The 24,563-nt window shown below is 67.2% G+C and carries 26 protein-coding genes and 1 pseudogene; 14 read left to right on the top strand and 13 right to left on the bottom strand.

The window, feature by feature from the left end:
* The first annotated feature begins 7 nt into the window (after positions 1 to 7).
* On the top strand, positions 8 to 997 hold the full coding sequence (locus QGN31_RS23965; protein WP_014710820.1) for a D-2-hydroxyacid dehydrogenase family protein: 990 nt from the start codon (positions 8 to 10) through the stop codon (positions 995 to 997).
* Positions 998 to 1,001: 4 nt separating this feature from the next.
* On the opposite strand, the gene QGN31_RS23960 is transcribed toward QGN31_RS23965, so the two are convergent.
* Genes QGN31_RS23960 through QGN31_RS23945 form a run of 4 tightly spaced genes read right to left on the bottom strand, consistent with a single transcriptional unit; the run spans position 1,002 to position 3,950 of the window.
* Positions 1,002 to 1,610: a TetR/AcrR family transcriptional regulator gene (locus QGN31_RS23960; protein ID WP_009956709.1), complete on the bottom strand. Its 609-nt coding sequence runs from the start codon at positions 1,608 to 1,610 to the stop codon at positions 1,002 to 1,004.
* Positions 1,607 to 2,380 carry an SDR family NAD(P)-dependent oxidoreductase gene (locus tag QGN31_RS23955; RefSeq protein WP_014941149.1) on the bottom strand — a complete coding sequence of 258 codons (774 nt, stop codon included), beginning with the start codon at positions 2,378 to 2,380 and terminating at the stop codon, positions 1,607 to 1,609. The genes QGN31_RS23960 and QGN31_RS23955 overlap by 4 nt, the downstream gene beginning before the upstream one ends.
* Complete coding sequence (locus QGN31_RS23950) at positions 2,377 to 2,868, bottom strand: VOC family protein (RefSeq protein ID WP_014381658.1); 492 nt, start codon at positions 2,866 to 2,868, stop codon at positions 2,377 to 2,379. The genes QGN31_RS23955 and QGN31_RS23950 overlap by 4 nt, the downstream gene beginning before the upstream one ends.
* A complete protein-coding gene (locus QGN31_RS23945) occupies positions 2,865 to 3,950 on the bottom strand; it encodes an NAD(P)H-dependent amine dehydrogenase family protein (protein WP_029385323.1) in 1,086 nt (361 codons plus the stop codon). The genes QGN31_RS23950 and QGN31_RS23945 overlap by 4 nt, the downstream gene beginning before the upstream one ends.
* A gap of 114 nt (positions 3,951 to 4,064) precedes the next feature.
* Between QGN31_RS23945 and QGN31_RS23940 the strand changes: the two genes are divergently transcribed.
* The 5 genes from QGN31_RS23940 to QGN31_RS23920 all read left to right on the top strand — a co-directional run bounded on the left by QGN31_RS23940 (position 4,065) and on the right by QGN31_RS23920 (position 9,117).
* Positions 4,065 to 4,922, top strand: a complete 858-nt coding sequence (locus QGN31_RS23940) for an SDR family NAD(P)-dependent oxidoreductase (protein ID WP_043955575.1) — start codon at positions 4,065 to 4,067, stop codon at positions 4,920 to 4,922.
* A 162-nt stretch (positions 4,923 to 5,084) separates the two neighbouring features.
* Positions 5,085 to 6,440, top strand: coding sequence for a WS/DGAT/MGAT family O-acyltransferase (locus QGN31_RS23935; RefSeq protein ID WP_008263192.1), 1,356 nt, complete (start codon positions 5,085 to 5,087; stop codon positions 6,438 to 6,440).
* A gap of 6 nt (positions 6,441 to 6,446) precedes the next feature.
* Entirely contained in the window at positions 6,447 to 6,932 is a 486-nt protein-coding gene (locus QGN31_RS23930; protein ID WP_014941152.1) for an NUDIX domain-containing protein, read from the top strand.
* A 1-nt stretch (position 6,933) separates the two neighbouring features.
* Complete coding sequence (locus QGN31_RS23925; protein ID WP_014941153.1) at positions 6,934 to 7,839, top strand: haloalkane dehalogenase; 906 nt, start codon at positions 6,934 to 6,936, stop codon at positions 7,837 to 7,839.
* 42 nt (positions 7,840 to 7,881) lie between these two features.
* Entirely contained in the window at positions 7,882 to 9,117 is a 1,236-nt protein-coding gene (locus tag QGN31_RS23920) for a cytochrome P450 (protein WP_014941154.1), read from the top strand.
* 16 nt (positions 9,118 to 9,133) lie between these two features.
* Here the strand turns inward: QGN31_RS23920 and QGN31_RS23915 are convergent, their stop codons facing one another.
* On the bottom strand, positions 9,134 to 9,499 hold the full coding sequence (locus QGN31_RS23915; RefSeq protein ID WP_009956696.1) for a hypothetical protein: 366 nt from the start codon (positions 9,497 to 9,499) through the stop codon (positions 9,134 to 9,136).
* Between the two features lie 159 nt (positions 9,500 to 9,658).
* Here QGN31_RS23915 and QGN31_RS23910 point away from each other — a divergent pair, with 159 nt between their 5' ends.
* Positions 9,659 to 10,909, top strand: coding sequence for an HNH endonuclease signature motif containing protein (locus QGN31_RS23910; protein ID WP_043955577.1), 1,251 nt, complete (start codon positions 9,659 to 9,661; stop codon positions 10,907 to 10,909).
* 312 nt (positions 10,910 to 11,221) lie between these two features.
* Positions 11,222 to 11,683, top strand: coding sequence for a DUF2834 domain-containing protein (locus QGN31_RS23905; RefSeq protein ID WP_008263202.1), 462 nt, complete (start codon positions 11,222 to 11,224; stop codon positions 11,681 to 11,683).
* Positions 11,684 to 11,903: 220 nt separating this feature from the next.
* Here QGN31_RS23905 and QGN31_RS23900 read toward each other — a convergent pair whose 3' ends face one another.
* Positions 11,904 to 12,974 (bottom strand): ATP-dependent DNA ligase, encoded by a 1,071-nt coding sequence (locus QGN31_RS23900; RefSeq protein ID WP_008263203.1) that lies wholly within the window; start codon positions 12,972 to 12,974, stop codon positions 11,904 to 11,906.
* Between the two features lie 26 nt (positions 12,975 to 13,000).
* Here QGN31_RS23900 and ligD point away from each other — a divergent pair, with 26 nt between their 5' ends.
* Entirely contained in the window at positions 13,001 to 14,032 is a 1,032-nt protein-coding gene (ligD, locus tag QGN31_RS23895; protein ID WP_014941156.1) for a non-homologous end-joining DNA ligase, read from the top strand.
* Positions 14,033 to 14,522: 490 nt separating this feature from the next.
* On the opposite strand, the gene QGN31_RS23890 is transcribed toward ligD, so the two are convergent.
* Positions 14,523 to 14,645 carry a hypothetical protein gene (locus tag QGN31_RS23890; protein ID WP_014941157.1) on the bottom strand — a complete coding sequence of 41 codons (123 nt, stop codon included), beginning with the start codon at positions 14,643 to 14,645 and terminating at the stop codon, positions 14,523 to 14,525.
* Between the two features lie 309 nt (positions 14,646 to 14,954).
* Here QGN31_RS23890 and QGN31_RS23885 point away from each other — a divergent pair, with 309 nt between their 5' ends.
* On the top strand, positions 14,955 to 16,946 hold the full coding sequence (locus tag QGN31_RS23885; protein WP_201407430.1) for a glycoside hydrolase family 172 protein: 1,992 nt from the start codon (positions 14,955 to 14,957) through the stop codon (positions 16,944 to 16,946).
* A 129-nt stretch (positions 16,947 to 17,075) separates the two neighbouring features.
* Here QGN31_RS23885 and QGN31_RS23880 read toward each other — a convergent pair.
* Positions 17,076 to 17,486, bottom strand: a pseudogene (locus tag QGN31_RS23880) (cysteine hydrolase family protein); the annotation flags it as partial.
* 216 nt (positions 17,487 to 17,702) lie between these two features.
* Between QGN31_RS23880 and QGN31_RS23875 the strand changes: the two are divergent.
* On the top strand, positions 17,703 to 18,905 hold the full coding sequence (locus QGN31_RS23875; protein ID WP_008263209.1) for a cytochrome P450: 1,203 nt from the start codon (positions 17,703 to 17,705) through the stop codon (positions 18,903 to 18,905).
* Between the two features lie 6 nt (positions 18,906 to 18,911).
* Here the strand turns inward: QGN31_RS23875 and QGN31_RS23870 are convergent, their stop codons facing one another.
* The gene (locus QGN31_RS23870; RefSeq protein WP_043954334.1) at positions 18,912 to 19,496 is read right to left on the bottom strand and encodes a TetR/AcrR family transcriptional regulator; all 585 of its coding nucleotides are present in this window, start codon (positions 19,494 to 19,496) and stop codon (positions 18,912 to 18,914) included.
* 114 nt (positions 19,497 to 19,610) lie between these two features.
* On the opposite strand from QGN31_RS23870, the gene QGN31_RS23865 reads away from it, so the two are divergent.
* A complete protein-coding gene (locus QGN31_RS23865; RefSeq protein WP_008263216.1) occupies positions 19,611 to 19,997 on the top strand; it encodes a PPOX class F420-dependent oxidoreductase in 387 nt (128 codons plus the stop codon).
* Between the two features lie 22 nt (positions 19,998 to 20,019).
* Here the strand turns inward: QGN31_RS23865 and QGN31_RS23860 are convergent, their stop codons facing one another.
* Genes QGN31_RS23860 through QGN31_RS23850 form a run of 3 tightly spaced genes read right to left on the bottom strand, consistent with a single transcriptional unit; the run spans position 20,020 to position 21,902 of the window.
* Complete coding sequence (locus QGN31_RS23860; protein ID WP_008263218.1) at positions 20,020 to 21,006, bottom strand: SDR family NAD(P)-dependent oxidoreductase; 987 nt, start codon at positions 21,004 to 21,006, stop codon at positions 20,020 to 20,022.
* 6 nt (positions 21,007 to 21,012) lie between these two features.
* Positions 21,013 to 21,729, bottom strand: a complete 717-nt coding sequence (locus QGN31_RS23855; RefSeq protein ID WP_008263220.1) for a cutinase family protein — start codon at positions 21,727 to 21,729, stop codon at positions 21,013 to 21,015.
* Positions 21,729 to 21,902 carry a CsbD family protein gene (locus QGN31_RS23850; RefSeq protein ID WP_008263222.1) on the bottom strand — a complete coding sequence of 58 codons (174 nt, stop codon included), beginning with the start codon at positions 21,900 to 21,902 and terminating at the stop codon, positions 21,729 to 21,731. Before QGN31_RS23850 ends, QGN31_RS23855 begins: the two co-directional genes overlap by 1 nt.
* Before the next feature lie 61 nt (positions 21,903 to 21,963).
* Between QGN31_RS23850 and QGN31_RS23845 the strand changes: the two genes are divergently transcribed.
* Together QGN31_RS23845 and QGN31_RS23840 are read left to right on the top strand one after the other, a co-directional pair.
* Complete coding sequence (locus tag QGN31_RS23845; protein ID WP_014378906.1) at positions 21,964 to 22,122, top strand: hypothetical protein; 159 nt, start codon at positions 21,964 to 21,966, stop codon at positions 22,120 to 22,122.
* 39 nt (positions 22,123 to 22,161) lie between these two features.
* Positions 22,162 to 23,439: a serine hydrolase domain-containing protein gene (locus tag QGN31_RS23840; RefSeq protein WP_014381669.1), complete on the top strand. Its 1,278-nt coding sequence runs from the start codon at positions 22,162 to 22,164 to the stop codon at positions 23,437 to 23,439.
* Here the strand turns inward: QGN31_RS23840 and QGN31_RS23835 are convergent.
* The gene (locus QGN31_RS23835) at positions 23,434 to 24,495 is read right to left on the bottom strand and encodes an NAD(P)H-dependent amine dehydrogenase family protein (protein ID WP_009952020.1); all 1,062 of its coding nucleotides are present in this window, start codon (positions 24,493 to 24,495) and stop codon (positions 23,434 to 23,436) included. The genes QGN31_RS23840 and QGN31_RS23835 overlap by 6 nt on opposite strands.
* Positions 24,496 to 24,563 lie beyond the last annotated feature (68 nt).

Genomic DNA, 24,563 nt, shown 5'->3' with positions numbered 1-24,563 from the left:
GTGAGCCATGCCCAAGGTCGCGGTACTCGACGACTACGCGGGAGTGGCGTTGCGGGTCGCCGACTGGTCACCCGTGCAGACACGCTCGGAGGTAACCGTTTTCGATCGCCACCTCTCCGAGGACGCGGCCGCCGAAGCGCTGCGGCCGTTCGACGTGGTGTGCACCCTGCGCGAGCGGATGGCGTTTCCGTCGACGCTCATCGCGCGGCTGCCGAACCTGAAACTGATCACCATCGTCGGCAAGAGCCTGCCGAACCTGGACCTGGCCGCCGCCACCGAGCACGGGATCCTGGTCGCTCACTCCGATTTCGCGCACCCCCGATTCAGGGCAATGCGCGATGCGACGCCGGAACTCGCGTGGGGCCTGATGATCGCGACGGTGCGCAATCTCGCCGAAGAGCATCGCAACATGCGCGACGGCGGCTGGCAGAGCGCCGCGGGTATGACGCTGGCGGGCAAGACGCTCGGCCTGCTCGGTCTGGGCAGGGTCGGCAAACGAATGGCCGAGTATGCCAAGGCGTTCGGCATGGACGTGATCGCATGGAGCCAAAATCTCACCGCGGACACCGCCGCGAGCGTGGGGGCCCGGCGCGTGCAGAAGTCGGAGCTGTTCGCTGCCTCCGACGTGGTCTCCATCCATGTGGTGCTCTCGGAGCGCACCCGGGGGCTGGTCGCCGCGTCCGAGCTGGCCTTGATGCAGCCGCACGCCTACCTGATCAACACGTCGCGGGGTCCGATCGTCGACGAGGCTGCGCTGCTCGCCGCGTTGGAGTCGGGGCGCATCGCCGGTGCCGGGCTGGACGTGTACGACGTCGAACCGCTGCCCGGCGATCACCGTTTGCGGCGGCTGCCGAATGTGACGCTGTCTCCCCACCTGGGGTACGTCACCCGCGAGATGCTCGGCGCCTTCTACTCCGACACCGTGGAGTCAGTGGTGGCATGGCTGGACGGGACGCCCGTTCGGATCGCCAATCCCGAGGTGTTGCACCGACGCTGACCGCTCACTTCCGTTTCCAGTGCGGGCTTTTGACCGCGTCGAGAGCCTCGGTGACGTAGCGGTCGAGCGGCCGCGGCTTTCCCGATTGTCGTACCCATTGCTGGAAAGCGAAATCCGCCGCCGCGAAGGCCAGTTGGACCAGCAAGCCCGGACGCAGATCGGCGTCGGCGTTGACGCCCATTCGTTCGGCGATGAGTTTGGTCGCCCGGTCCTTGTCGGCGGGCCGGTGCACCGTGACCTTGTCGAGCAGGTCGGGGGCCACCAGCAGGGCTTCGCGCCATTCCTCGGTGTCGGCCTGCTCGAACGAGCGGGTGCGGGTGACGATGGCGTTGATCAGCGCGATGTCGGGTGGTTCGGCGGCCGGGCGGCCTTCGAGGAGGTTGACTATCGCGGCGCCGCCATAGCGCACCGGCGCAAGCAGCAGCTCCTCCTTCGCCGGCACGTGGCGGAAGAAGGTGCGCGGGGAAACGCCTGCGGCCGTGGCGATTTCCTCCGTCGTCACCGCGTCATACCCGCGCTCCACGAACAGCCGGAACGCCGCGCGCCGGATGTCGGCGCGGATCTGCGCGCGCTGCCGATCGCGGAGCGACTCTGGTCGGGTGGGCGAGGTCACCGGAAGCAGCCGATCCCGCCGTCGACGTGGATGGTCTGCCCGGTGATGAACGTCGCGTCACTGCCGAGCAGGAACGCCACCAGCGCGCCCACGTCGGTGCGGACGTCGCCGATGCGCTTCATCGGGACGCGGCCCACGGCCTTCTCGTATTCCTTGGGCGCGAACGACTTCCAGTACTTGACGCCGTCCGACTCGGCGAATGGGCAGATGACGTTGACGCGGATGTTGTCGCGTCCCCATTCGAGCGCCGCGACCTTGGACAGTCCGCGGATGCCTTCCTTGGCGGCCGCGTACCCACCCCACTTGGGCTCGCCGCCGGTACCCGTCCCGGAGCCGAGGTTGACGATCGACCCGCCGCCCTCCCTGACCATCAGCGGGTGCACGGCCTGCATGAGCAGGAAGGTCGCCCGGGGCCCGACGTCGTAGCCGAGCGCGAGGTCTTCGGTGGTGATGTCGACGAACGCCTTGGGCTCGTTGGTGGCGATCGCGTTGTTCACCAGGCCGTGCACGGTACCGAAGGCGTCGATCGCGGCGGTCTCGATCCGCGGCGCACTGTCGGGGTCGCGCAGGTCTGCGACGAGCCGTTCGACCCGTCCGATCGCCCTGAGTTCGGTGGTGGTCGCCTCGAGGGCCTCCTCCTGGATGTCGACCAGCAGCACCGCCGCGCCGCGTTCGAGCAACGCGGTGGCCACGCCCTTGCCGACGCCCTGGGCGGCGCCGGTGACGATCGCGACGTGCCCGCGCATCGAATCGGGGTGGCTGTAGCTCATTCGGCGGGTCCCATCTGTAGCGCCACGCCCCGGTGCAGTTCGTAGGTGCTCCGCGCGCCGTTGGGCAGTTCGATGAACTCCACCGGCGTCCCGTCCGGATCCTTGACGAAAAACATTCGGACACCGCCGATCTCGAAGGGATCCTGGTCGGGGGTGTAACCGGCGGAGACGATGCGGCGATGGGTGTCGTCGAGGTCGGGCACCGACAGCGAGACGTTGTGGATCCCGGTGATGCCCCGTCGCGGTTTGTGTTCGGTCGGCTTGCTGCCGATCGACAGCAGCTCGATCATCAACCCGCCCAGCAGCCCGCCGACGACCCGCCCCTCCTGCTTGCGGGTCGCGTGCAACACCGCATCGAAAGGCTCTCCGGAGATGAGCGTTTCGAAGACCACGTCCATGCCCAGGACGTCGCGGTAGAACGCCAGTGCGCGGTCCATGTCGGTGACGCCGACGACGAGGTGACAGAACGACACGTCGTCGAGGGTCATGGCCTGCCCGCCGCGAGATTCGGGGCCGGGCGGCCGGCGAACAACGGCAGATCGAGGTAGGTCTTGATGCCCGGTTCGGCGGCGCAGACGTCGGGAACGGCGTTGATGCAGTGGTTGGCAGTGACCACGACGCCGGGATTCTTGATCAGCCCTTCGGCGATCGTCTCCGGCTGCAGCCCCTTGAAGGTGAGGCTCACGTCGGGGTCGCCGGTGATGTCGACCTCGAAGCGTTCGCCGCGCCCACCGAAATCCCAGGCGGGATCGAGGTTTTCCTCGCCCATCAGCCAGTTGACCGCCGCGGTGATGACCGGCTCGCCATCGACCAGCGCTTGCCAGCGGAAGCGGCGCGCCGCCACGGTGCCGACGGCGATCGGGAAGGGGTCGTAGTCGATCTCCGCGGTCGCCACGGCGACATCTTGGATGGTCCTGATGTTGGGGTCGATGCGAAAACCCATGTGATCGGCGATCATCCGCACCGACTGCTTGAAGCCCCCGTCGAGCAGTCCGGCCATCGGCCCCTGGGTGGCCTCCTCGGGCGTGCCGCCGAATCCCATGATGTGGCGGACCACGTCGGGTGCGTTGTAGGTGCGGATGTCGGAGAACTCCTCGGCGCGCACGTGCGTGATCGCCGACGACAACGAGGACACCATGAGCGGGAATCGCTCCGTGATGCCCCCGGGGTGGATCCCCGAACCATGCAGCGTGACACCGCTTTCCGCCGCGGCGTCGGCGACGGCCCGGTGGCGCGGGTTGGCCGGGTCGGGGTAGACCCAGCCGACCGGTGTGACGACGTTCTTGCCGGATCGCAGGATCGCGATGACCTCGTCGTCGTTGGGGATCAGCGGGCTGTACATGACGCAGTCGGCGTCCAGCGCCAGCACCTCGTCGGCGCTCGTGGTGGCCGTGACACCGAGATCCTGGGTGCCGATGATCCGCCCGACGTCGACACCGTTCTTGTCCGCGCTGTGCACCCAGCACCCGACGAGTTCCAGCTGTGGGTGATTGAGGACGCACTGGATCGCCGCCTTACCCACACCGCCGGTCGCCCACTGGATGACACGAAGTTTGGACGGGCTACTCATCATTGACCTCCCGGACTGCGGTGCGCGACCTTTACACATCGGCGAACAAAATGGCAGGCTATGACTTGCTGACAGTGACTGTCAATGATCGCCTACTTCGGGAAGGGTCTGTTGATGAGCGTCCTCGACGGGAAGATCGCGATCGTGACCGGCACCAGCCGCGGCGTGGGCGTCGGCATCGCCCACGAGCTGCTGCGGGCGGGCGCGACGGTCATCGGCTGCTCGCGTTCGCCGCTCGATGGCCTTCCCGGCATCGAAAAAGACTGGGCGCCGCGCGCTTTCCAGAGGGTCTGCGATCAGGGTGACTATCGGTCGATCGACTCGTTCGTCGCGGACGTCGTGGCCGCCCACGGCCGGGTCGACATCCTGGTGAACAACGCCGGCGGCACCGTTCCGGCGCCGCACGTCGAGAGCATTCCCGAACTGGTGCAACGCATTCAGGGCGCGCCCGCCAGCGACGACGAGTACGCGCGCACCGCCCTGTTCCATGCGTTTGCGGTGCAGATGAACCTGATCAGCCCGCTGTGGTTCGCCATCCGCGCCTATCGGCAGATGCAGACCCAGGACGGCGTCGGTTGCATCATCAACATCTCCAGCGGCGCGGGACATCCGGCGGGATCGCCGACGCTGGTCTCCTACGGCGCGGCCAAAAGCGGCCTCAACCACCTCACCCGATCCCTGGCCGAGGAGTGGGGGCCGAAGGTCCGCGTCAACTGCGTGGCGTTGGGCCCGACGATGACGGAAAACTTCCGGTCGTTTGTGCTGCCCAAGGACGATCCGACCGGCGAGAGGTACTTCGCCGCCGTTCCGCTGCGCCGCGCCGGCGAGCCCGCGGAGGTGGGGCGGCTGTGCGTGTTTCTCGCGGGCGGGCAGGCCGACTTCGTCAACGGCACCACCATCGAATGTGACGGCGGGATGCTGCCCGGTGTGCTCTATGACGCGGGGCTGAAGACGATCACCGACCTGTTGTGACCGGCTGGTAGCTGGAACCCTTCTGGGACAACGGGACTCGCGCGATCACCGTCCGCCCCACTGCCGCGGTCGCGGTCACCGCGACCGACCGGCGGCGAGTCGGCTCGTCGCCGATCTGGGCAGACATGCACACAGCGGCGTCAGTCGCGGTCTAATGGGTGGATGGAACTGATGATGCCCACCGACGCGATCTTTCTCCTGGGAGAGTCTCGCGAACATCCCATGCACGTCGGAGGCTTGCAGTTGTTCGAGCCCCCGCCGGGCGCCGGGCGAGGCTTCGCCCGTGAGCTGCACAAGCAACTGACCGCTCAGCGGGAGTTCCAACCCACGTTTCGCAAGCATCCCGCGAAGTTCGTCGGCGGCATCGCGAACCTGGGGTGGTCGTATGACGACGACATCGATGTCGACTATCACGTCCGGCGTTCGGCGCTGCCGTCACCCAAACGGGTCCGCGAACTGCTCGAGCTGACGTCGCGGTGGCACAGCACCCTGCTGGACCGTCATCGCCCGTTGTGGGAGACGCACATCGTCGAAGGCCTCAAGGACGGCCGGTTCGCCATCTACACCAAGGTGCACCATGCACTGATCGACGGCGTCTCAGCGCAGAAGCTGATGCAGCGCGCGCTGTCCACCGACCCCGACGACCCCGAGATCCGCGCCCCGTGGAGCCTGAGCAAACCCAAGCGCAGATCCAGCCCGTCGTCTCGCTTGGGTTCATTGGCCCGTGCGGCGGGATCCGTTGCGGCACTTGCTCCCTCGACGGTAGGACTGGCGCGCGCCGCGCTACTCGAGCAGCAGCTGACGTTGCCGTTCGGCGCGCCGAAGACCATGCTGAACGTCAAGATCGGCGGCGCTCGCCGCTGCGCCGCGCAGTCCTGGTCGCTGGACCGCATCAAAAGCGTGAAGCGGGCCGCCGGCGTCACGGTGAACGACGTCGTCTTGGCGATGTGTTCGGGGGCCCTGCGCTATTACCTGCTCGAGCAGAACGCGCTGCCGGACACGCCGCTGATCGCGATGGTCCCGGTGAGCCTGCGCACCGAGGAAGAGGCCGACGCCGGTGGCAACATGGTCGGAGCCATCCTGTGCAACCTCGCGACCGACACCGACGATCCCGCGCAGCGTCTGCTGACCATCAGCGATTCGATGTGCAGCAACAAGAAGGTCTTCTCGCAGTTGCCGCGGCTTCAGGCGCTGGCGCTGTCCGCCGTCAACACGTCGGCGCTGGCGTTGGCGGCGGTGCCCGGCTGGGTGGCGTCGACGTCGCCGCCTTTCAACATCATCATTTCGAACGTGCCGGGGCCCACGCAGCCGATCTACTACGGGGGAGCGCGGCTCGACGGCAACTATCCGCTGTCCATCGCGCTGGACGGCCAGGCGCTGAACATCACCCTGGCCAGCAACGCCGGCAATCTGGACTTCGGTCTGGTGGGGTGCCGGCGCAGCGTGCCGCACCTGCAGCGCCTGCTCGCGCATCTGGAATCATCGCTCAAGGATCTGGAACGCGCTGTGGGAGAATAGAAGTCGATGGCAAAGCTGAGCGCGGGTGTGATGCTGTACCGGACCTGCGACGGCGTCGTCGAGGTCTTGCTCGCACACCCGGGTGGGCCGTTCTGGGCCCGCAAGGACGACGGCGCGTGGTCGATCCCGAAAGGCGAGTACGTCGACGGGGAGGATCCCTGGGCGGCCGCGCAGCGCGAGTTCGTCGAGGAGCTGGGGTTGCCGGTGCCGGCCGGGCCGCGCGTCGACCTCGGTCAGCTGAAACAATCCGGCGCCAAGGTGGTGACCGCCTTCGCCGTGCACAGCGACCTCGACATCACCGACGCGCGCAGCAACACGTTCGAACTGGAGTGGCCAAAGGGGTCGGGCACGCTGCGGGAGTTTCCCGAGGTCGATCGGGTGGGCTGGTTCGCGGTGGGGGCGGCGCGCACCAAGCTGCTGAAGGGCCAGCACGGTTTTCTCGACCGCTTGATGGCGGATCCTGCTGTGGCCGGACTATCTGAAGGGACCTGACATGCAGACACTGCGCACACCCGACGAGCGGTTCAACGAGGTTCCTGGTTTCCCCTATGCGCCAAGGTATTGCGAACTGCCCGACGATGACGGCGGTGCGTTGCGCGTGGCCTGGATCGAAGACGGACCAGGAGATGCGGATCCGGTTCTCATGCTGCACGGCGAGCCGTCGTGGTCGTACCTGTACCGCAAGATGATTCCGATACTGGTGGCCGACGGTCACCGCGTCGTCTGCCCGGACCTGGTGGGTTTCGGCCGTTCGGACAAGCCGACCCGGCTCGACGACCACAGCTATGCGCGCCACGTCGAATGGATGCGCGCGCTGGCGTTCGATGTCCTCGACCTCCGCAACGTCACCCTGGTCGGTCAGGACTGGGGCGGGCTGATCGGATTGCGGCTCGCCGCAGAGCATCCCGAGCGGTTTGCCCGGATCGTCGTCGCCAACACCGGGCTTCCGAACGGGGACCAGCCGATGGCCGACATCTGGTGGCGCTTCCGGGAGGCCATCACGTCGGCGCCGGCGCTCGACATCGGCGCGTTTGTGCAGGGCGGCTGTCGCCGGCCGATGAGCGATGCCGAACGCGCGGGCTACGACGCGCCGTTTCCCGCTGACGAGTACTGCATGGGCCCCCGGGCCATGCCCGGGCTGGTGCCCACCTCTCCGGACGATCCCGCCGCGGCGGCCAACAAGGCCGCGTGGGCAAAGCTGTCGGTGAGTACGACGCCGATGCTGGTCGCCTTCAGTGACAGCGACCCCATCACCGGGCCGATGGCCGCGATCTTTCAGCGCGAGATGCGCGGCGCGCAGGGGATCGACCACCCGGTGATCCGCGGCGCCGGACATTTCCTGCAGGAGGACGCCGGCGAAGAACTGGCCCGCCATATTGTGGCGTTCCTGCGCCGCTGAACGGGCGCGGCCCGGCGGATCGGGGGCGGGCACAATGTCAGGATGACGACCGCGCCCACCGAAGCCACCGAATCCCAGGGGCTATTGCTGCAGCTGCTGGACCCCGCCAACCGGGCCGACCCGTATCGGCTGTGCGCGCAGTTCCGCGACCGCGGGCCGTTGCAGCTGCCCGACGCCAACCTGGCGGTCTTCTTGAGCTACCGCGACTGCGACGAGGTGTTGCGGCACCCGTCGTCGAGCAGCGAGAACGCCAACTCGACGGTCGCGAAGCAGCAGGCCGAGGCCGGCACCGCGCCGCCCAGGCAGGGCCCGCCGGGATTCTTGTTCCTCGACCCGCCCGATCACACCCGGCTGCGCAAGCTGGTCAGCAAGGCGTTCGCGCCGAGGGTGGTGAGCGCGCTGCAACCCGACATCCGCTCGCTGGTCGACGGATTGCTCGACCGGGTCGCCGAGAAGGGCCAGTTCGAAGTCGTCGAGGATTTCGCCTATCCCCTGCCGGTCGCGGTCATCTGCCGGTTGCTCGGTGTGCCCCTCGAGGACGAGCCGCAGTTCAGCCGCGCGTCGGCGTTGCTCGCCCAGGCGCTGGACCCGTTTTCGACGATCACCGGCGTGCCGGCGGACGTCGCCAATGAGCGACAACAGGCCGGTACGTGGCTGCGTGATTACTTCCACGGCCTGATCGACAAGCGCCGGTCACGACCCGGTGAGGACCTGCTGTCGGGGTTGATCGCCGTGGAGGAGTCGGGGGATCAACTGACCGAGGAAGAGATCGTCTCGACCTGCAACCTGCTGCTCATCGCGGGTCACGAGACCACGGTGAACCTCATCGGGAACGCCGTGTTGGCCATGCTGCGCAACCCAGGTCAGTGGGCAGCCCTGGGCGCCGACGCCGACCGAGCGCCCGCGATCGTGGAGGAGACCCTGCGCTACGACCCGCCCGTGCAGCTGGCTGGTCGAATTGCGCTCGCCGACATGGTGATTGGGGGCGTCGAGGTGCCGGCGGGTGATGTCATGATGCTGCTGCTCGCCGGCGCCAACCGTGACCCCGCCGAATACGACCGGCCCGATGTGTTCGATCCGGATCGGAAGAACCTGCGGCACTTGGGGTTCGGCCGCGGGGCGCATTACTGCCTGGGCGCGCCGCTGGCCCGGCTGGAGGCCAGCGTGGCGCTGGCGGCGGTCGCCGCGCGTTTCCCGAACGCACGGTTGGACGGCGAACCGCAGTACAAGACCAACGTCACGCTGCGCGGACTGTCGCAGCTGACGCTCGCGATCTGATCGGCGCTCCCAGGGTTCAGCGCTCCCAGGGAGGGCTTTCGTCCATCTTCCTGTAGTACTTCGCCAGGTGGCTTTTGACCCGATCGACATCGGAGTGCGGCACGTCGATGCCGCCGCGCGCGCCGTCCATGATCGCGCCGGCGGCCATCACCCCGCGCGGCACCGCCTTGAGGGTTCCTCCGATGACGTCGGCGATCAGCAGCTTGTAACCGGTGAAATTGTCCTTTTTGTCGCCGTCGTACCAGACGTGGGCGTCGCGGTACTTCTGGTTCGGGGCCTCCTCGGCGCCGGCCCACTTGCGGACCCGTTTCTCCGCGGCGCCACCGTCCCATTTCCGGTCGCGGTCGGCCAACGGCAGGTCTTGAAACGCTGTGACTGACATACGGGCCGCGTGCCCGCTTCGGCGGGCGTTAAACGTGTGCATTCGAAGTTATCCACAGTTGGAAGTTCTTCCACAGGTTGGCTTTTGGGTTGAGCTTCGGGTGGGCGGGCGTTGTTTGGGTGACCGCGTTTTGTCGGTGGTGGTTGTGATGATGTGGTCATGTCGTCGATCGCGTCCGCTGACGCTGTGGTGGTCACTGCGAGTGACCGCCTTGAGGTGCTGTTCGGGGAGTTGGCGGAGTTGGCGGGCCAGCGCAATGCGATTGATGGGCGCATTGTGGAGATCGTCGCCGAGATCGATCGTGACGGGTTGTGTGGTGTGACCGGGGCGCGCTCGGTGCCGGCGTTGGTGGCCTGGAAGCTGGGGTGTTCGTCGGCCAACGCGCACACGCTGGCCGCGATTGCGGGCCGGCTCGAGGAGTTTCCCCGTTGCGCGGCGGGCATGCGCGAGGGCCGGTTGTCGGCCGATCAGGTCGGGGTGATCGCCGCCCGCGCGGGCGAGGGGTCTGATGCGCATTATGCGGAGCTGGCCGCGGTGGCAACGGTCAATCAGCTGCGTACCGCGGTCAAGCTGGAACCGCGACCCGACCCCGGCCCGCGGCCCGAGCCCGAGCCCTCGTTCGCCAAGACCTGCGATGAGTGGGGCGCCTGTTATCGGATCATGCTGGGCCACTTGGATGCCGCGAAGTTCGACGCCGCGTTGGCGTCTCATCGTGAGGCGCTGATCGCCGAGTGGAAACACGACCACGCAAACGGCGCGGGCGTTTCCGGTCAGCGGCCGCCGTTGCCGAGTACGGTCGATGCGTTGATGCGTCTGGTCGAGGCGGGTTGGGATGTCGAGGCGGCTCGACGCCCGCATGGGCAGCACACCACGGTGGTGGCCCACCTCGATGTGGGGCAGCGCGCGGCAACCCTGCATTTGGGTCCGCTGCTCTCGGATGCCGAGCGTCGCTTGTTGACCTGTGATGCCGCCTGTGAGGTGTGGTTTGAACGCGAGGGTGAGGTCATTGGGGCGGGCCGGACCACGCGGGTGATCAATCGGCGGCTGCGCCGCGCGCTGGAGTACCGCGACCGCGCGTGTGTGGTGCCCGGTTGTGGGGCCACCCGTGGTTTGCATGCCCATCACCTGTGGCATTGGGAAGACGGTGGCCCCACGGAGTTGGCCAACCTGGTGCTGGTCTGCCCCTATCACCACCGGTTGCATCACCGGGGCGTTATCACCCTCACCGGACCCGCAGACGCCCTGACCGTGACCGACGAGGCCGGCCAAATCCTGAGCCCGGGATCACTGGCACACCCACCCACCCGACCCCCGCCCGCGGTGCCGCCGTGTCCGGGACCTACCGGTGAGCGGGCCGACTGGTGGTGGTATGACCCCTTCCAACCCCAACCACCACCGACAACCAACTAGCTGGCGGAATCAATCCTCCTACGGGACTGGGGCATCAACGGATTCGTTCTTTCGCGACCACGCCGACGCGCGCACCAATGCGAATCAAGCCCGGTGTTTTGGACAGGATCACCGAATTGGCATGGAGCATTAACCACGCCCTTGGACAAGGCCACCATCGGCATATCGGCAATGTCCACCGTGCTAGAGCGAAGTCTTCTTTGCCGAGTCGATTGCCTTGCGCCGCATACACCATTGGCAACGCAGGCTCCGGGCTACGAGTGAATGGGCCATTTTGTGCCATCGCCCGTTTGGTTCGTTCTACCTTGAGGCATGACTACAACCGACCGAGCGGACCAAGCATCATCGGTCCCTACGTCCCGCAAAATTCTTTGCATCGTCTACGGCGCTATCGCGGTCGCCGCGCTCATCGCGACGTGGAGCCAGACAATCACGTACGTTCACAGCCCGACCGACTTTTTCGTTAATTTCTGGCGCGACACCAAAACGACTGCGGCCTCGCGCAATATCACAGCCGACGCCCTGATGCTGGCCCTGAGTGCCGTCATTCTGATGGTGATCGAAGCCAGGAAATACAACCTGCGATTCGTCTGGCTGTACATTGTGGGATCGTTCTTCATCGCCGTCAGCGTGATGTTCCCGCTCTTCCTGATCGCGCGCGAATTGCGCCTGCGCACAGCCGACGTGCCACGCCTTGGCAGGACGGACACAATTCTGCTCGCGGTTGTCGCCGTCTTGACCCTGGCCCTGACTATCAGGATCGACATGGGGTGACCACTTAACGCGACCTTTCACTTGTACGACTGACAGTGGTCTGACGGCACCACGGTGTGGATCTGACCCCAAACTGACGTTGAACAGCCGCCCGGGCACTTGGCTCTTGTGTCCGAAGGTATGCCCGGCGGAGGCAAACTAACCAGTGCCGCAAGGCGTTTCAGATCCGCGGTAATCGCGGGTCGTGATGGCCGCAGCGTCGCGGAAGAAACCCTCCCTTTCAGCCCGGGCCGAGGCCCGGCACGATCTCGCCGAGGCTGAACGTCACCGGCTGTTCCAGCTGTTCGTAGGTGCACGAGCGCGGGTCGCGGTCCGGACGCCACCGATTGAACTGCGCGGTATGACGAAAGCGCCGACCCTCCATGTGGTCGTAGCGGACCTCGACCACGCGCTCGGGCCGCAGCGGCACGAACGAGAGGTCCTTGCCGGCGTTCCACCGCGAGTATTCGTTTTTGCGGGGCGTTCGCTCGCCGGCCTCGTGGGCGGCCCAGTTCCACGGATGGTCCGCGAAGTCGGTGACGAGCGGCTGCAGTTCGGCGAACAGGCGGCGCCGCTCGGCCATCGGGAAGGCGCCGATGACGCCGACCGAGGCCAGCTGCCCGTCGTCCTGGTAGAGCCCCAGCAGCAGCGACCCGATCGCGTCGGCGCCGGACTTGTGGACCCGATAGCCGGCGACCACACAGTCCGCGGTCCGTTCGTGCTTGATCTTGAACATCACCCGCTTGTCCGGCTGGTAGGTGACGTCCAGGGGCTTGGCGATCACGCCATCGAGGCCGGCGCCCTCGAACTCGTCGAACCATCGCTGCGCGGTGCCCAGATCGGTCGTCGCGGGCGTGACATGGATCGAGCGACCCGATCCGCCCACCGCATCGACCAGGGCCGCCCGCCGCTCGCTGAACGGCCGCCGGGTGTAGTCGTCGCCGCCGAGCGCCAGCAGGTCGAACGCGATGAAGGACGCGGGCGTCGCCTCGGCGAGCATCCGCACCCGCGAGTCGGCCGGGTGAATGCGTTGCTGCAGCGCCTCGAAGTCCAGGCCGTGGTCGGTGGCGATGACGATCTCCCCGTCGATCACGCAGCGCTCCGGCAGCTCGGCCCTGACCGCGGCGACCAACTCCGGAAAGTAGCGGGTCATCGGCCGCTCGTTGCGGCTGCCCAGCTCGACGTCGTCGCCGTCGCGGAAACAGATCGACCTGAATCCGTCCCACTTGGGCTCGTACGACGCGTGGGGCGGGATAGCGCGAACCGACTTGGCCAGCATCGGCGACACCGGCGGCATGACAGGGAGGTCCATAGCCTGATTGTGCTGGAATCGGTGGTATGGCTGCTGCAGAAGAGATCGACGTCGACGGTGTCGCGGTCCGCCTGACCAATCCCGACAAGGTGTATTTCCCCAAGCTGGGATCGAAGGGCACCAAGCGGCACCTGGTCGAGTACTACCGCGCCGTCGCCGGCGGCCCGATGCTCGACACGCTGCGCGACCGGCCCAGCCACCTGCAGCGGTTCCCGGACGGCATCGACGGCGAGGAGATTTATCAGAAGCGGATTCCCCAGCACCACCCGGACTACGTGGAGACGTGCCAGGTGACGTTCCCGTCGGGGCGGACCGCCGACGCGCTGAAGGTCACCCATCCCGCCGCGATCGTGTGGGCGGCGCAGATGGGCACGATCACCCTGCACCCGTGGCAGGTGCGCTGCCCCGACACCGACCACCCCGACGAGCTGCGCATCGATCTGGATCCGCAGCCCGGCGTCGCATTCGAACAGGCGCGCACCGTCGCGGTCGACGTGTTGCGGCCGCTGCTCGACGAGCTCGGTCTGGTGGGCTACCCGAAGACATCCGGGGGTCGCGGGATCCACGTCTTCCTGCGGATCGCCACCGACTGGGATTTCGTCGAGGTGCGCCGCGCGGGCATCGCGCTGGCCCGTGAAGTGGAGCGCCGTGCGCCCGACGCCGTCACCACCGCATGGTGGAAGGAAGAACGGGGCGAGCGCATCTTCGTCGACTTCAACCAGAACGCCCGGGACCGGACCATGGCGTCGGCCTATTCGGTGCGACGCACGCCGATCGCGACGGTGTCGATGCCGCTGACTTGGGACGAATTGGCCGGTGCCGAGCCGGACGACTACACCATGGCGACCGTGCCCGAGCTGGTCGCGCGCCGGGAAGACCCTTGGGCCGCAATGGATGATGTTGCCCAGTCGATCGCGTCGCTGCTGGAAATGGCCGAGGCCGACGAAGAGCGTGGCTTGGGTGACATGCCGTATCCGCCGAACTATCCGAAGATGCCCGGGGAGCCCAAACGCGTTCAGCCCAGCCGGGATACGGATCGCAGGAACGGGAAGAAGTAGCCCGAAACCCATTGCGCGATCAGCCTGAGGGCGATGGGCTGCGCGCTCGCGGTGGACGAGCGGAAGCGATCCTTCTGTGCCCCAGGGGCTTAGGAGATGCGGATCCGAACCACACGAATTCCCCTACCCGAACTGCCAGGGCTTCGGGGCCGACCGTTTCGAGCGTTGTTTCGCTGAGGCGATCAGTTTACCGCGAACCCGGGCAACGGGCAGCAAGTAATTTCGCGAGGGCGTACGCACGGCCCGAAGGGTGCGCACGCCCTCGCGTCGCTGAGATGCCGGCCGCGCCGAGGGCTGACAAACAGCGTTCAATGCGCAGCGTTAAAGCATTGATACACAGTCGCTTTCGCGATCAGCTGCCGCGACGGCGTAGTCACGGCGTCGTCCGATGCGCGAGGGGATGGTATCGGCTTCGGCCGTGCTGGGAACTGGCACCCAATGCCATCAAAGGGGCGAAAGGGTGCCCGTCATCACGATCCTGTCGGTAGGCCTACGGCACGCAGGTCAGGCCGGGTCCACAGTCGATGGTCAGCGGAACCGTGCAACCCGAGGCCGTCAGTGCGGTGAAGGTGAGGAGAAGACCGAGGACAACCTTGTACTTCAATCCAGACATAACCACTCCCTCCGTAGGAGAAATGTACGCCCGAGAAGCGTTATAGTACGTGAGTACAATGCGGAATGCCATGGGATTCAGTGAAATAGCGTCGATTTACGTCAACTGATTGAAGTCCATCGCGGCGGCCCAATTTTTAGACTGGAATGGCGCGTTTCCGCCGCACTGATGCCGGTCGCATGGTGCGAACTGGCAACACCGCGAAGGTGTTTCGTGCGGCGGAGGCGAAGACGGCATCAGGCCCGAAGAAAAGTAAGCTCCGTTGTTATGCCGGTGGCTTCTCGGGCGTGGACTGCGGCCTGCGCGCTGATGCTGTGGGCCGCCGCCTGCGTCACCGCGCCCGCAGCGGCCGAGCCGCCGGCCGCCGGTCTCGGCGAGAAGATGGTCGGCTGGGACACCTACCGCCGGTTGGATCGGCTGCCCTATCTGGACGCCGAATCGCAGACCCTGCAGGTGTCGAGTTTCGATCGCAGCGGCGGCGATTTCGACATTTCGACCGGTAACCGCAACGGCACCGCCGGGTGTTTGGCGCCGGGCGGCGCGGGCTGCGTCATCGCGGAGGATCACGGTGCCGGGGAAGTTGATTCGATCTGGTTTACCCGTGACGGGGGCGATGTGCGTGCCATCGGGCACATCCGCATCGAGCTGGATGGGCAGACCGTCGTGGACACACCGCTGCAAGCGCTGGTCGACGGCGAACTGGGCGCCCCGTTCGCGTGGCCGCTGGTGGCCAACGCCGCCCGGTCGCCGGGCGGGGTTTATATCAAGGTGCCGATGCCCTATCGGCGGTCGATGCGGATCAGCGTCGCGTCCCATCTGGAGTACTACCACGTCGACTATCGACAGTTCCCGAATGCCGATGGGATAACTACCTTTTCGCCCGCCGATCCCGCGCTCGATGTGCTGGAAACCCTGCGCGCCGCGGGCACCGCCGACCCCAAACCGGCGACAGGCACTGCAACGCAGAGCAATCGGGTCATCGATCTCCCTGCCGGGACCGAACAAACCGTCGCCGAGGCGAGCGGTCCGGGCAGCATCTCGGCGCTGCGGCTGCGGCTGCCCGCCGCGGCGGATCAACTCCTGGCCGGATTGCGCCTGCGGATCGAATTCGACGGCCGGACCTTGGTCGACGCGCCCCTGGGGGAGTTCTTCGGCGCGGGACTCGGCGCCAACCCCGTGCGATCGCTGATGTTCGCCGCCGATCCAAAGCCCGACGGGTCGCTGGTCTTGTGGGATTGGTGGCCAATGCCTTTCGCGAACTCGACCCGCGTCACCCTCGTCAACACCACCGCCGCCACGGTGCCGGGGATCGCCGGCGACGTCACGACGACGCCCGACGCGCAATGGGCGGCGGCGCTGGCCAGCGGCCGCGCCGGCTACTTCACCGCCCGCGCCCATGCCGGCCCGACCATCCAGGGCCAGGACTGGGTGTTCGCCGACGAACAGGGCCACGGCAAATTCGTCGGCGTCAGCCACACCATACGGGGCCAGCGGACCAAAACGGCGTTCAGCGACGGCGCCCCTTACTTTCTCGAAGGCGCCGAGCGGGTCTACACCGACGGCGCCGCATCCCCGCAGTGGTACGGCACCGGCACCGAGGACCTCTACGAGGGTGGCTGGTACTTCAAAGACGGCACCCACTTCAGCGACCCGCTCAACGGCCAGCCCGACCAGCGCACGGCGACCGGCGGGTGCGCGGACTACTGCGTCGCCGTCTACCGGATCATGCTCGCCGACGCGATCGGGTATCACTCCGCGCTCCGCTTCGGCATCGAGCACGGCAAGCGCAACATGGTCCAACCCGACTACAGCTCAACGGCATTCCTCTACACACAGCCGGACGCGGTCCTCACCGGCAGCGACGACGTCCGCCCCGCCGACCCCGTCGATCGCGTCCTGCACGGCTACACCGATGCCGACGCCACCGATCAGCTGCTGGTCAGCGAATACGAGGGCACCGAGGACACCCTGCCCCTCGTCGGCTCGGTCCGCAGCACCCAGGGCGCGATCACGTTCCATGTCCAGGTTGATCCGGGCAACCACGGTGTCCTGCTGCGCCGCACGTCGGACCAGGCGACGGGCTTCCAATCGGCGGACGTCGCGGTGGACGGCGTGCCCGCGGGCACGTGGCTTCAGCCGCGCAGCAACACCTTTCACCGCTGGCTGGACGACACCTACCTGGTGCCGCAGTCGGTCACCGCGGGCAAAGCGCAGCTGACCATCACCCTCACGCCCGCGGCTGATTCGCCGCCCTGGACTGCCAGCCGCTACCACGTCGACGCCCTCACGGGCCCGGCCTAGAGAGCGGCGATCGCGGCGACGGCCTCGTCGGCGGTCACGATGGCCGAGGGCGTAGTTGGGCAGATTGACCTCGAGGGCGGCGCGCATCTCGGTGTCCGAATAGTCGGCCGTGGCGTCGCGGACCACGGTGACGTCGTAGCCGAGCTCGGCGGCGAACCGCACCGTCGCCTCCACGCAGGTATGCGCGATCAAGCCCATGACGATGACCTGCTCGATGCCGTGGCGCTTGAGTTGCAGATCCAAATCGGTGTTGGCGAAACCGCTGGAACACCAGTGCTCGTGAGCGACGACGTCACCGGGTTGCGGTTCGAACCCGGGACGGATCTCGCCGCCCCAGGTGCCGTATTCGAACGTCTTGCGCGACCAGGCGGCCCGCTGCACCGGCGCGATGTACTTCCACGTTTCGTAGTCGCCCGGCCGGTAACGGCGATGCAGGGCATAAAAGACGCGGAGGTTCGCGCCGCGCGCCGCGTCGAGCACCTGCTGCATGTGGGTGACGCAGCCATTGCCTTCGATGACGCCTTTCAGCCGGTCCCACACCTTCCCGTCCGGGGAAATGAAGTCGTTGTAGGGGTCGATCACCAGGAGCCCGGTCGCCGCCTTGTCGTATGCCACCGGATCATCATCGCGCACGGCTTGGCGACCTTGACGGATTCGCGGAGATGCTGCTAGACATGGCCTGCGCCACGATTTTGGGCGATCGCCCAAAATCGACGGGCGCAGGGATGCCGGCGGCTGCCCGAAGTGAGGAAATCGATGACCGTCACCAATGACACCGACGTCTACTACGACCCCTACGACGTGGGCATCAACGCCGACCCGTATCCGACCTATGCGCGGCTGCGCGATGAAGCCCCGATCTACTACAACGAAAAGTACGACTTCTGGGCGCTGTCACGGCATTCCGACGTCGAGCGCGGATTGGCCAACTGGGAAACCTTCTCCAACAAGCGAAGCGACATCCTCGAGCTGGTCCAGTCGAAGTTCGAGATGCCCGGCGGCGTGATGATGTTCCAGGACCCCCCCGAACACACGAGGCTGCGCGGCCTGATGTCCCGCGTCTTCACGCCGCGCCGGATGGCCGCCCTCGAGGACCAGATTCGGCAGTACTGCGTTCGGTGCCTGGACCCACTCGTCGGGTCCGGGGGATTCGACATCATCGCCGAGCTGGCATCGATGATGCCGATGCGGGTGATCGGGATGCTGTTGGGAATCCCGGAATCCGAGCAGGTCTCGGTGCGCGACGCCAACGACGCCAACCTGCGCACCAAGCCCGGCGCCCCCCTGAAGGTCGCCAACGCCGACTCCATCGCCGACGGCCGGATCTACGCCGACTACGTCGAATGGCGTTCGAAGAATCCGTCCGACGACCTGATGACGACGCTGCTCAACGTCGAGTTCGACGACGACCAGGGCGTGCACCGCAAGCTGACCCGTAAAGAGGTGCTGCATTACACCCAGGTTGTCGCCGGGGCGGGTAACGAGACGACCGGCCGGCTGATCGGCTGGCTGGCCAAGGTACTCGCGGAGCACCCGGATCAGCGCCGCGAGGTGTACCGGGACCGGTCCCTGTTGACCCGCACCGTCGACGAGACGCTGCGCTTCGAACCCACCGGCCCCCACGTCGCCCGTTGGATGGCACGGGATTTCGAGTGCTACGGCACGACGGTGCCGGCCGGCAGCGCCATGCTGCTGCTCTTCGGCGCCGCCAACCGCGACCCCCGCCGCTACACCGATCCGGACACCTACAACATCCGACGCGACAACATCTCGCACATCACGTTCGGCAAGGGCGTGCACTACTGCCTGGGCGCCAACCTGGCCCGCCTGGAAGGCCGCGTCGCGCTCGACGAGATCCTCAACCGTTGGCCGGAATGGGACATCGACTACGACACCGCACAATTGGCGTCGACGTCCACGGTGCGCGGCTGGGAGCGGCTGCGGGTCGTGCTGCCTTAACGGGCGCTAAGAGGGCAACTCGAAACGGTCGATGAGCCGGTTGACGAGGGCGACGGCTTCGTCATGGCCCGCCGTGGTGCCGAGCGCCTGTTCCAGGATCAGCATGCGGCCGATCGCCGCGATGATGACCGCGATCCCCGCGGGCGGAAATTCGCTCCGGTCCAATCCGTGTTCGCGGACGATGAAATTCAATGCGGTGGTTTGCGTTTCGCGCCATCGCTCCGACCACGCCGCGATCTCTGCCCCGATCTCCTTGCGATGGTTGGCCAGCCCCATGAACTCCAACAGCAGCCGGGTGTCCTTCGGCTCGATGAGGGTTTGCCAGAAGGCATGCAGTGGGCGGTCGGAGGCCAGCGCCTGCTTTTGGCGCTCCAGATAGGCGGCGGCCCCGCGCCGGAAGACGTCGAGGTACAGCTCGTCCATGGTGGGGAAGTAATAGTGGACCAGCGCGGGTTTGACGCCGGCCTCGTTCGCCACCCGCCGCGAGGTGGCCGCGGCGTAGCCGTCCTCGACCATGATCTGGATCGTCGCGTCGATCAGCATGTCGCGAGTGGTGGAGTCGCGCGCCTTCGGCCGTCGGGGGGCGGTCATGGTGTACGTCTTTCCCGCAGGGATGCGTAGCCTTTTGGGCAATCGCCCAAAAGCTTAGCCCAGGGTCGTGCCGACCATGATTAGGAACTGGCGCGACGGGGCAATGGAGGTGTCATGGCCCCCAGTTTCAGCGACGTCATCCGATCCAAGTACCTGCTGTTGACCACGTTCACCAAGGACGGCCGGCCCAAGCCGACCCCGGTCTGGGGGGCGCCCGACGGCGACGGCAAGCTGTTGGTGATCACCGACGACGGTTCGTGGAAAACCAAGCGGATCAACAACACGCCTAGGGTGACGATCGCCAAGAGCGCGGCGCTGGGCAAGCCCAAGAGCGACGAGGTCGAGGCCGTCGCCCGGGTACTGCCGAAGTCCGAGACGCGGCGCGTGTACAACGCCGTCCTCAAGCGGTACTGGTACCACGCGTGGTGGTTCTACGCGCACACGATCGTCCGCGGCGGCATCGACAAGGTGCACGTCGGCCTGGAGATCACACCCGCCTGAACGGCCCTGAACGGCGTTGCGGCTATTCGCTTTCCGCGCGCATCGCCGCGAACGTGTCCGCCACCGTTTGCTGCGGATCGCGATAGTTGATGCCCAGTTCTCGTTCGCTCGGGGAATCGTCGGACGCCGGCATCTGGGTGTAGTACTGCATTCCCGCCGAGGTGAACGGGGTCTCGAAGGGCAGGAAGCGATTCGCCCGATCAAGCACCGCCCCGGCCACCCGCAGCGCGGTGTCCGGGATCGGGACCGCCACCATCGGCGTCCCGGCCACCTGGCCGAGCAGGTTCGCGAGGTCCGCGGCGGGCACCCGGTGGCCGCCCGCGGTGTAGCGCCGCGGCCCGCGCCCGGGTTCGAGCAACGCCGCGTGCAGGGCGGCCAGGTCGCGGACGTCGACGATCAGCCATGCCGCGCTGCGCCCCGGGATCGCATGCATCTGCACGGCCGCTCGCACGCCCTCGCCGGCCTCACCGAACTGGTCGCCGACCGGCGGCCCGAGCACCATCCCCGGATAGGTGATGCTGACTGGCGCGCCCGCATCCTGCAGGCCGCGGGCATAGATCTCGACCTGCGCCTTGGACGTTCCGTAGCCGTCGGCCCCACCCACCACCGGCAGGTCCGCCGTCAGCGTCTCCAGGTCCGGACGGAACAGCGCGGTGAAACTCGACACATGCACGATCGGATCCAGACCGAGCTCGACGGACTGGCCGAGCACGTTCTGGGCGCCCTGCATGTTGGTGGCGAGCATCTGCGGCGTCTGGCGCGGATCCGTGGCCACCAGGGCGGCGCTGTGCACGACGGCGTCGCATCCCTGCAACGCGTCTCGCACCGCGACGCGGTCGGTGATGTCGGCGACGGCGAAGTCCGAGGTGTCCACACCCAGCTTCGCGACGGTGGTCTGCAGCTTCGCCGGGTTGCGGACCAGGAACCGCACCGAGTGTCCCGCGTCGAAAACGGCCTTGGCGGTCCACCCGCCGACAAAGCCCGTACCGCCCGTGATGAGGACCCGCATGCCGGCCTACAGGCGGCCGGCGACGAAATCGGCGGCCTGGCTGGTCATGCCGTTTCCCGGGTAGGAGGTGTGGGCGGCCAGGCCCCCGTCGCCGCCGCTGGCACAGACCGGATCGCCCGGCGCGCACAGTTGGATCGTCTTGGGCGCATACAGCGGCCCGATGGTGAGCGGCGGCGCGTTGTACTTCTGCAGGAACTGCCCCGTCGGCGTGCCGAACAGCGTGACGGCGGCGACGTGTTGCGCGATGGCCGGCGGCATCGGAGGCGGCACCTTGTCAGCGGGAACGCCCGGCGGCACGGTGGCCGAGGTGGTGTAGCCCGCCACCGCGGCGCCCTGCGAGTAGCCGCCGAGCACCTCGCGGGTGTTGGGGCAACTCGCCACCATGGACTCGATGTGCGAACTGGCGTCGCGGATTCCGTCGATGACGGTCCCCGGGAACGCGGGATTGTCGAAGTCGGTGCTGGCGGGGTAGTTCACCGCATACACCGTCAGCGACTTGGCGCCGATCTCCGAGCGCAGCGCGTCCACGAACGGCCGGCCGATGCCGCCGATGCCGGGCGGCTCGCCGGATCCCCGGGCGAACACCACCTCGACGTCGGGACACGGTTCGGCCGTCGCCGAGGGCGCGCTCGCGACCGGTGAGCCGAATACGGCTGCCGCTGCCAACAAGGGCAGCGGCAGGCGGCGCATCGACCGGACGGCCAACACATTCCGGATTGTCATTACTTTTTGAACGCGTCCTTCACCTTTTCGCCGGCGTCTTTCAACGCGGACTTCGCTTGATCGGCCCGCCCTTCGTCCCGGGTTTGGGCATCGCCCGTGGCTTTGCCGAGGGCTTCCTTGGCGCGGCCGCCGAGGTCCTCGATCTTATTCTTCAACTTGTCTTCGGCGCTCATGGCGTGCTGGCTACCCGGGAGCAGCAGATATCGAAACACCGGCCCTGTCATCATGGACGCTGTGAGCACCGCGATCGTGGTGGCAGTAGTGGCGGGCCTGATGTTGCTGGGCATCGGCATGGTGGTCAATCAGCTGCTGCGGCTGCGCCGCTATCTGAGGGAGGCGCCGCCCGATCAAATCCCCGGTGAGAATCCCGAGCCCCCGCGACAACCCGACTGATAGCTTCATTCGGATGACCGCTCCAGACGTCGCGGCGCAGTGACACCGTCGACCCTGCTGATCACCGGCGATGGTTTGCCACGCGGTGTGTCCGGCGCCGCCGACCCGCGCTTCGCCAACGTCGTCAAGCTGTTCTCCCAGCTGTTCCCCGGCCGCCGGTTCGGCGGGGGAGCCCTGAGCGTCTATGTCGACGGCGTGTCCGTCGTGGACGTCTGGACCGGGTGGTCGGACCGGGCCGGCACCCAGCGCTGGACCGCCGACACCGGCGCGATGGTGTTCTCGGCTACCAAGGGCATCGCGTCGACCGTGATACACCGGCTCGCCGACCGCGGCCTGCTGTCCTACGACGCGCCCGTCGCGCAATACTGGCCCGAGTTCGGCGCCAACGGGAAGGCCGAGATCACGGTCCGCGACGTCTTGCGGCACCGATCCGGGTTGTCGCACCTGCGGGGCGTCACCAAAACCGAGTTGATGGACCACCTGCTGATGGAGGAGCGGCTGGCGGCCGCGCCCGTCGATCATCTCCGCGGTGTGCAGGCCTACCACGCGCTCACCTACGGGTGGCTGTTGTCGGGTCTGGCCCGGGCGGTGACCGGTAAGGGGATGCGCGAGCTGATCCGCCAGGAGGTCGCCCGTCCGCTGGACACCGACGGGCTGCACCTGGGCCGCCCCCCGCAAGGTTCACCGACGACGGCCGCCGAAATCCTGATACCGCAGGGGCGGCTACGTGCCCCGGTGTTCAACTTCATCGCGCCGCGACTGGCCGGCCTGCCCTTCTCCGGGGCGCTCGGCGCGATGTACTTCCCGGGCGTCATCTCGCTGATCAAGGGAGACACCCCGTTCCTGGACGGCGAGGTCCCGGCCGCCAACGGCGTGGTGACCGGGCGGGGACTGGCCAAGATGTTCGCCGCGCTGGCCAACGACGGCCGCATCGACGGCAAGAAGTTCCTGTCCGACGAGCTGGCACGGGGGCTCGCCGGGCAGGCGCGGCGGAAGTGGCCCGACGCAAACATGGTGGTGCCCATGCCTTTTCACCTCGGGTACCACGAGTCGCCGGTTCCCGGCCTGCTCCGCGGCTTCGGCCACGTCGGGCTGGGCGGAACGCTCGGCTGGGCCGACCCCGAGACCGGCAGCTCCTTCGGCTTCGTGCACAACCGGCTGCTGACGCCGCTGCTGTTCGACATGGGATCCTTTGCGGGCCTTGCGCGTCCGCTGCGCAACGCCATCGAGGCGGTCCGCGATCAGGAGCCGCTCGCGGTGCCGCCGCTGGGCGCGCGCTACGCCAAACCCGCCCGGCGGCGCAGCGCGGCGCTATGACCCGATGTGCGCGTTGCCGCGGGGCAGCGTCAGCGGGAGGTCTGCGTAGGTGGCGATGCCGGGTGCCGCGGCGACGACGGCGGGGATCGCGTTGATGGCCGGCATCGCGGTCATGATGTGGCCGAGGTCCATGAACTCTTCGATGGTGGTGGCTTCGAAGTAGGGCGGCGGCAGGAACCCCACCTTGGTGGTCACCGTGGGCTGCCCGTCGATCTGGATGACCCAGCCGTCCTGCTCGATCTTCCAGTCCGGATCGAGCGTCTGCCCCTTGCGCCACCGCACGTTCAGGTCGATCAGGGTCTGTCCGTTGACGATTCCCTGCCAGCTGATGTACGTGCCCGCGACGTGTCCCGCGGGGATGGTCCAGGACGCCATCACGAGGTCCTCGGTGGTCTGGGCGAACTCGGCGACGCAGCGCACCTCGTCGAGCTCGACGCCGAGGGCGTCGCCCACCAGCCGGACGGCCTCGCCGAAGATCGCCGTCCCCTTCGCCGCCATCGCCGGCAGGTCCGGATGGTCGATCGGCTGGCCGAAGCCCACCGGCTTCTCTGTCTCGGGCGAGTCATAGAACGTGGTGTCGGCGGCCTCGTTGACCGTGACCTTGTCGATCCGGTTGCACACCATCGCCGACACGATGGCCAGCAGCTCGGCGAAACCCGGGCTGACGCCGGACCCGAAGATCGTGGAGCCGCCCTTCTGGCAGGCCTCCGCGATGCGCTCGCGGTCGTTGCCGAGGTTCCCGCCGGTGATGAACGACGCGGTGGTCACCACGTTGACGCCCGCGGACAGGATGCGGACCAGCTCGTCGACGTCGAACCACATCGGGTTGTAGACCACGCAGTCCGGCTTGAGGGCCAGGAGCTCGTCGACGTCGTTGGTGGCCGCGACGCCCACCGGCGCGATCCCGACGAGCTCACCGGCATCGCGCCCGACCTTGTCCTTCGACCAGGCGAAGCACCCGACCAATTCCAGCGTGGGGTTGGTGACGATCGACTTCAGCGAGCTCTTGCCGACGTTGCCGGTGTTCCACTGAACCACTCGATAGTTGTTTGGCACTCGCTCAGCATAGGGAATCGCGGGGGTTCTTAGTAGGCCTAATAGGAAGATTCGGCAGCCGACGTTTC

Origin of the sequence: Mycobacterium sp. 2-64 (assembly GCF_035918375.1) — a bacterium.
Lineage (GTDB): Bacteria > Actinomycetota > Actinomycetes > Mycobacteriales > Mycobacteriaceae > Mycobacterium > Mycobacterium intracellulare.
The sequence above is the reverse complement of the archived record's forward strand: the minus strand, read 5'-3'. Positions and strand labels throughout refer to the sequence as shown.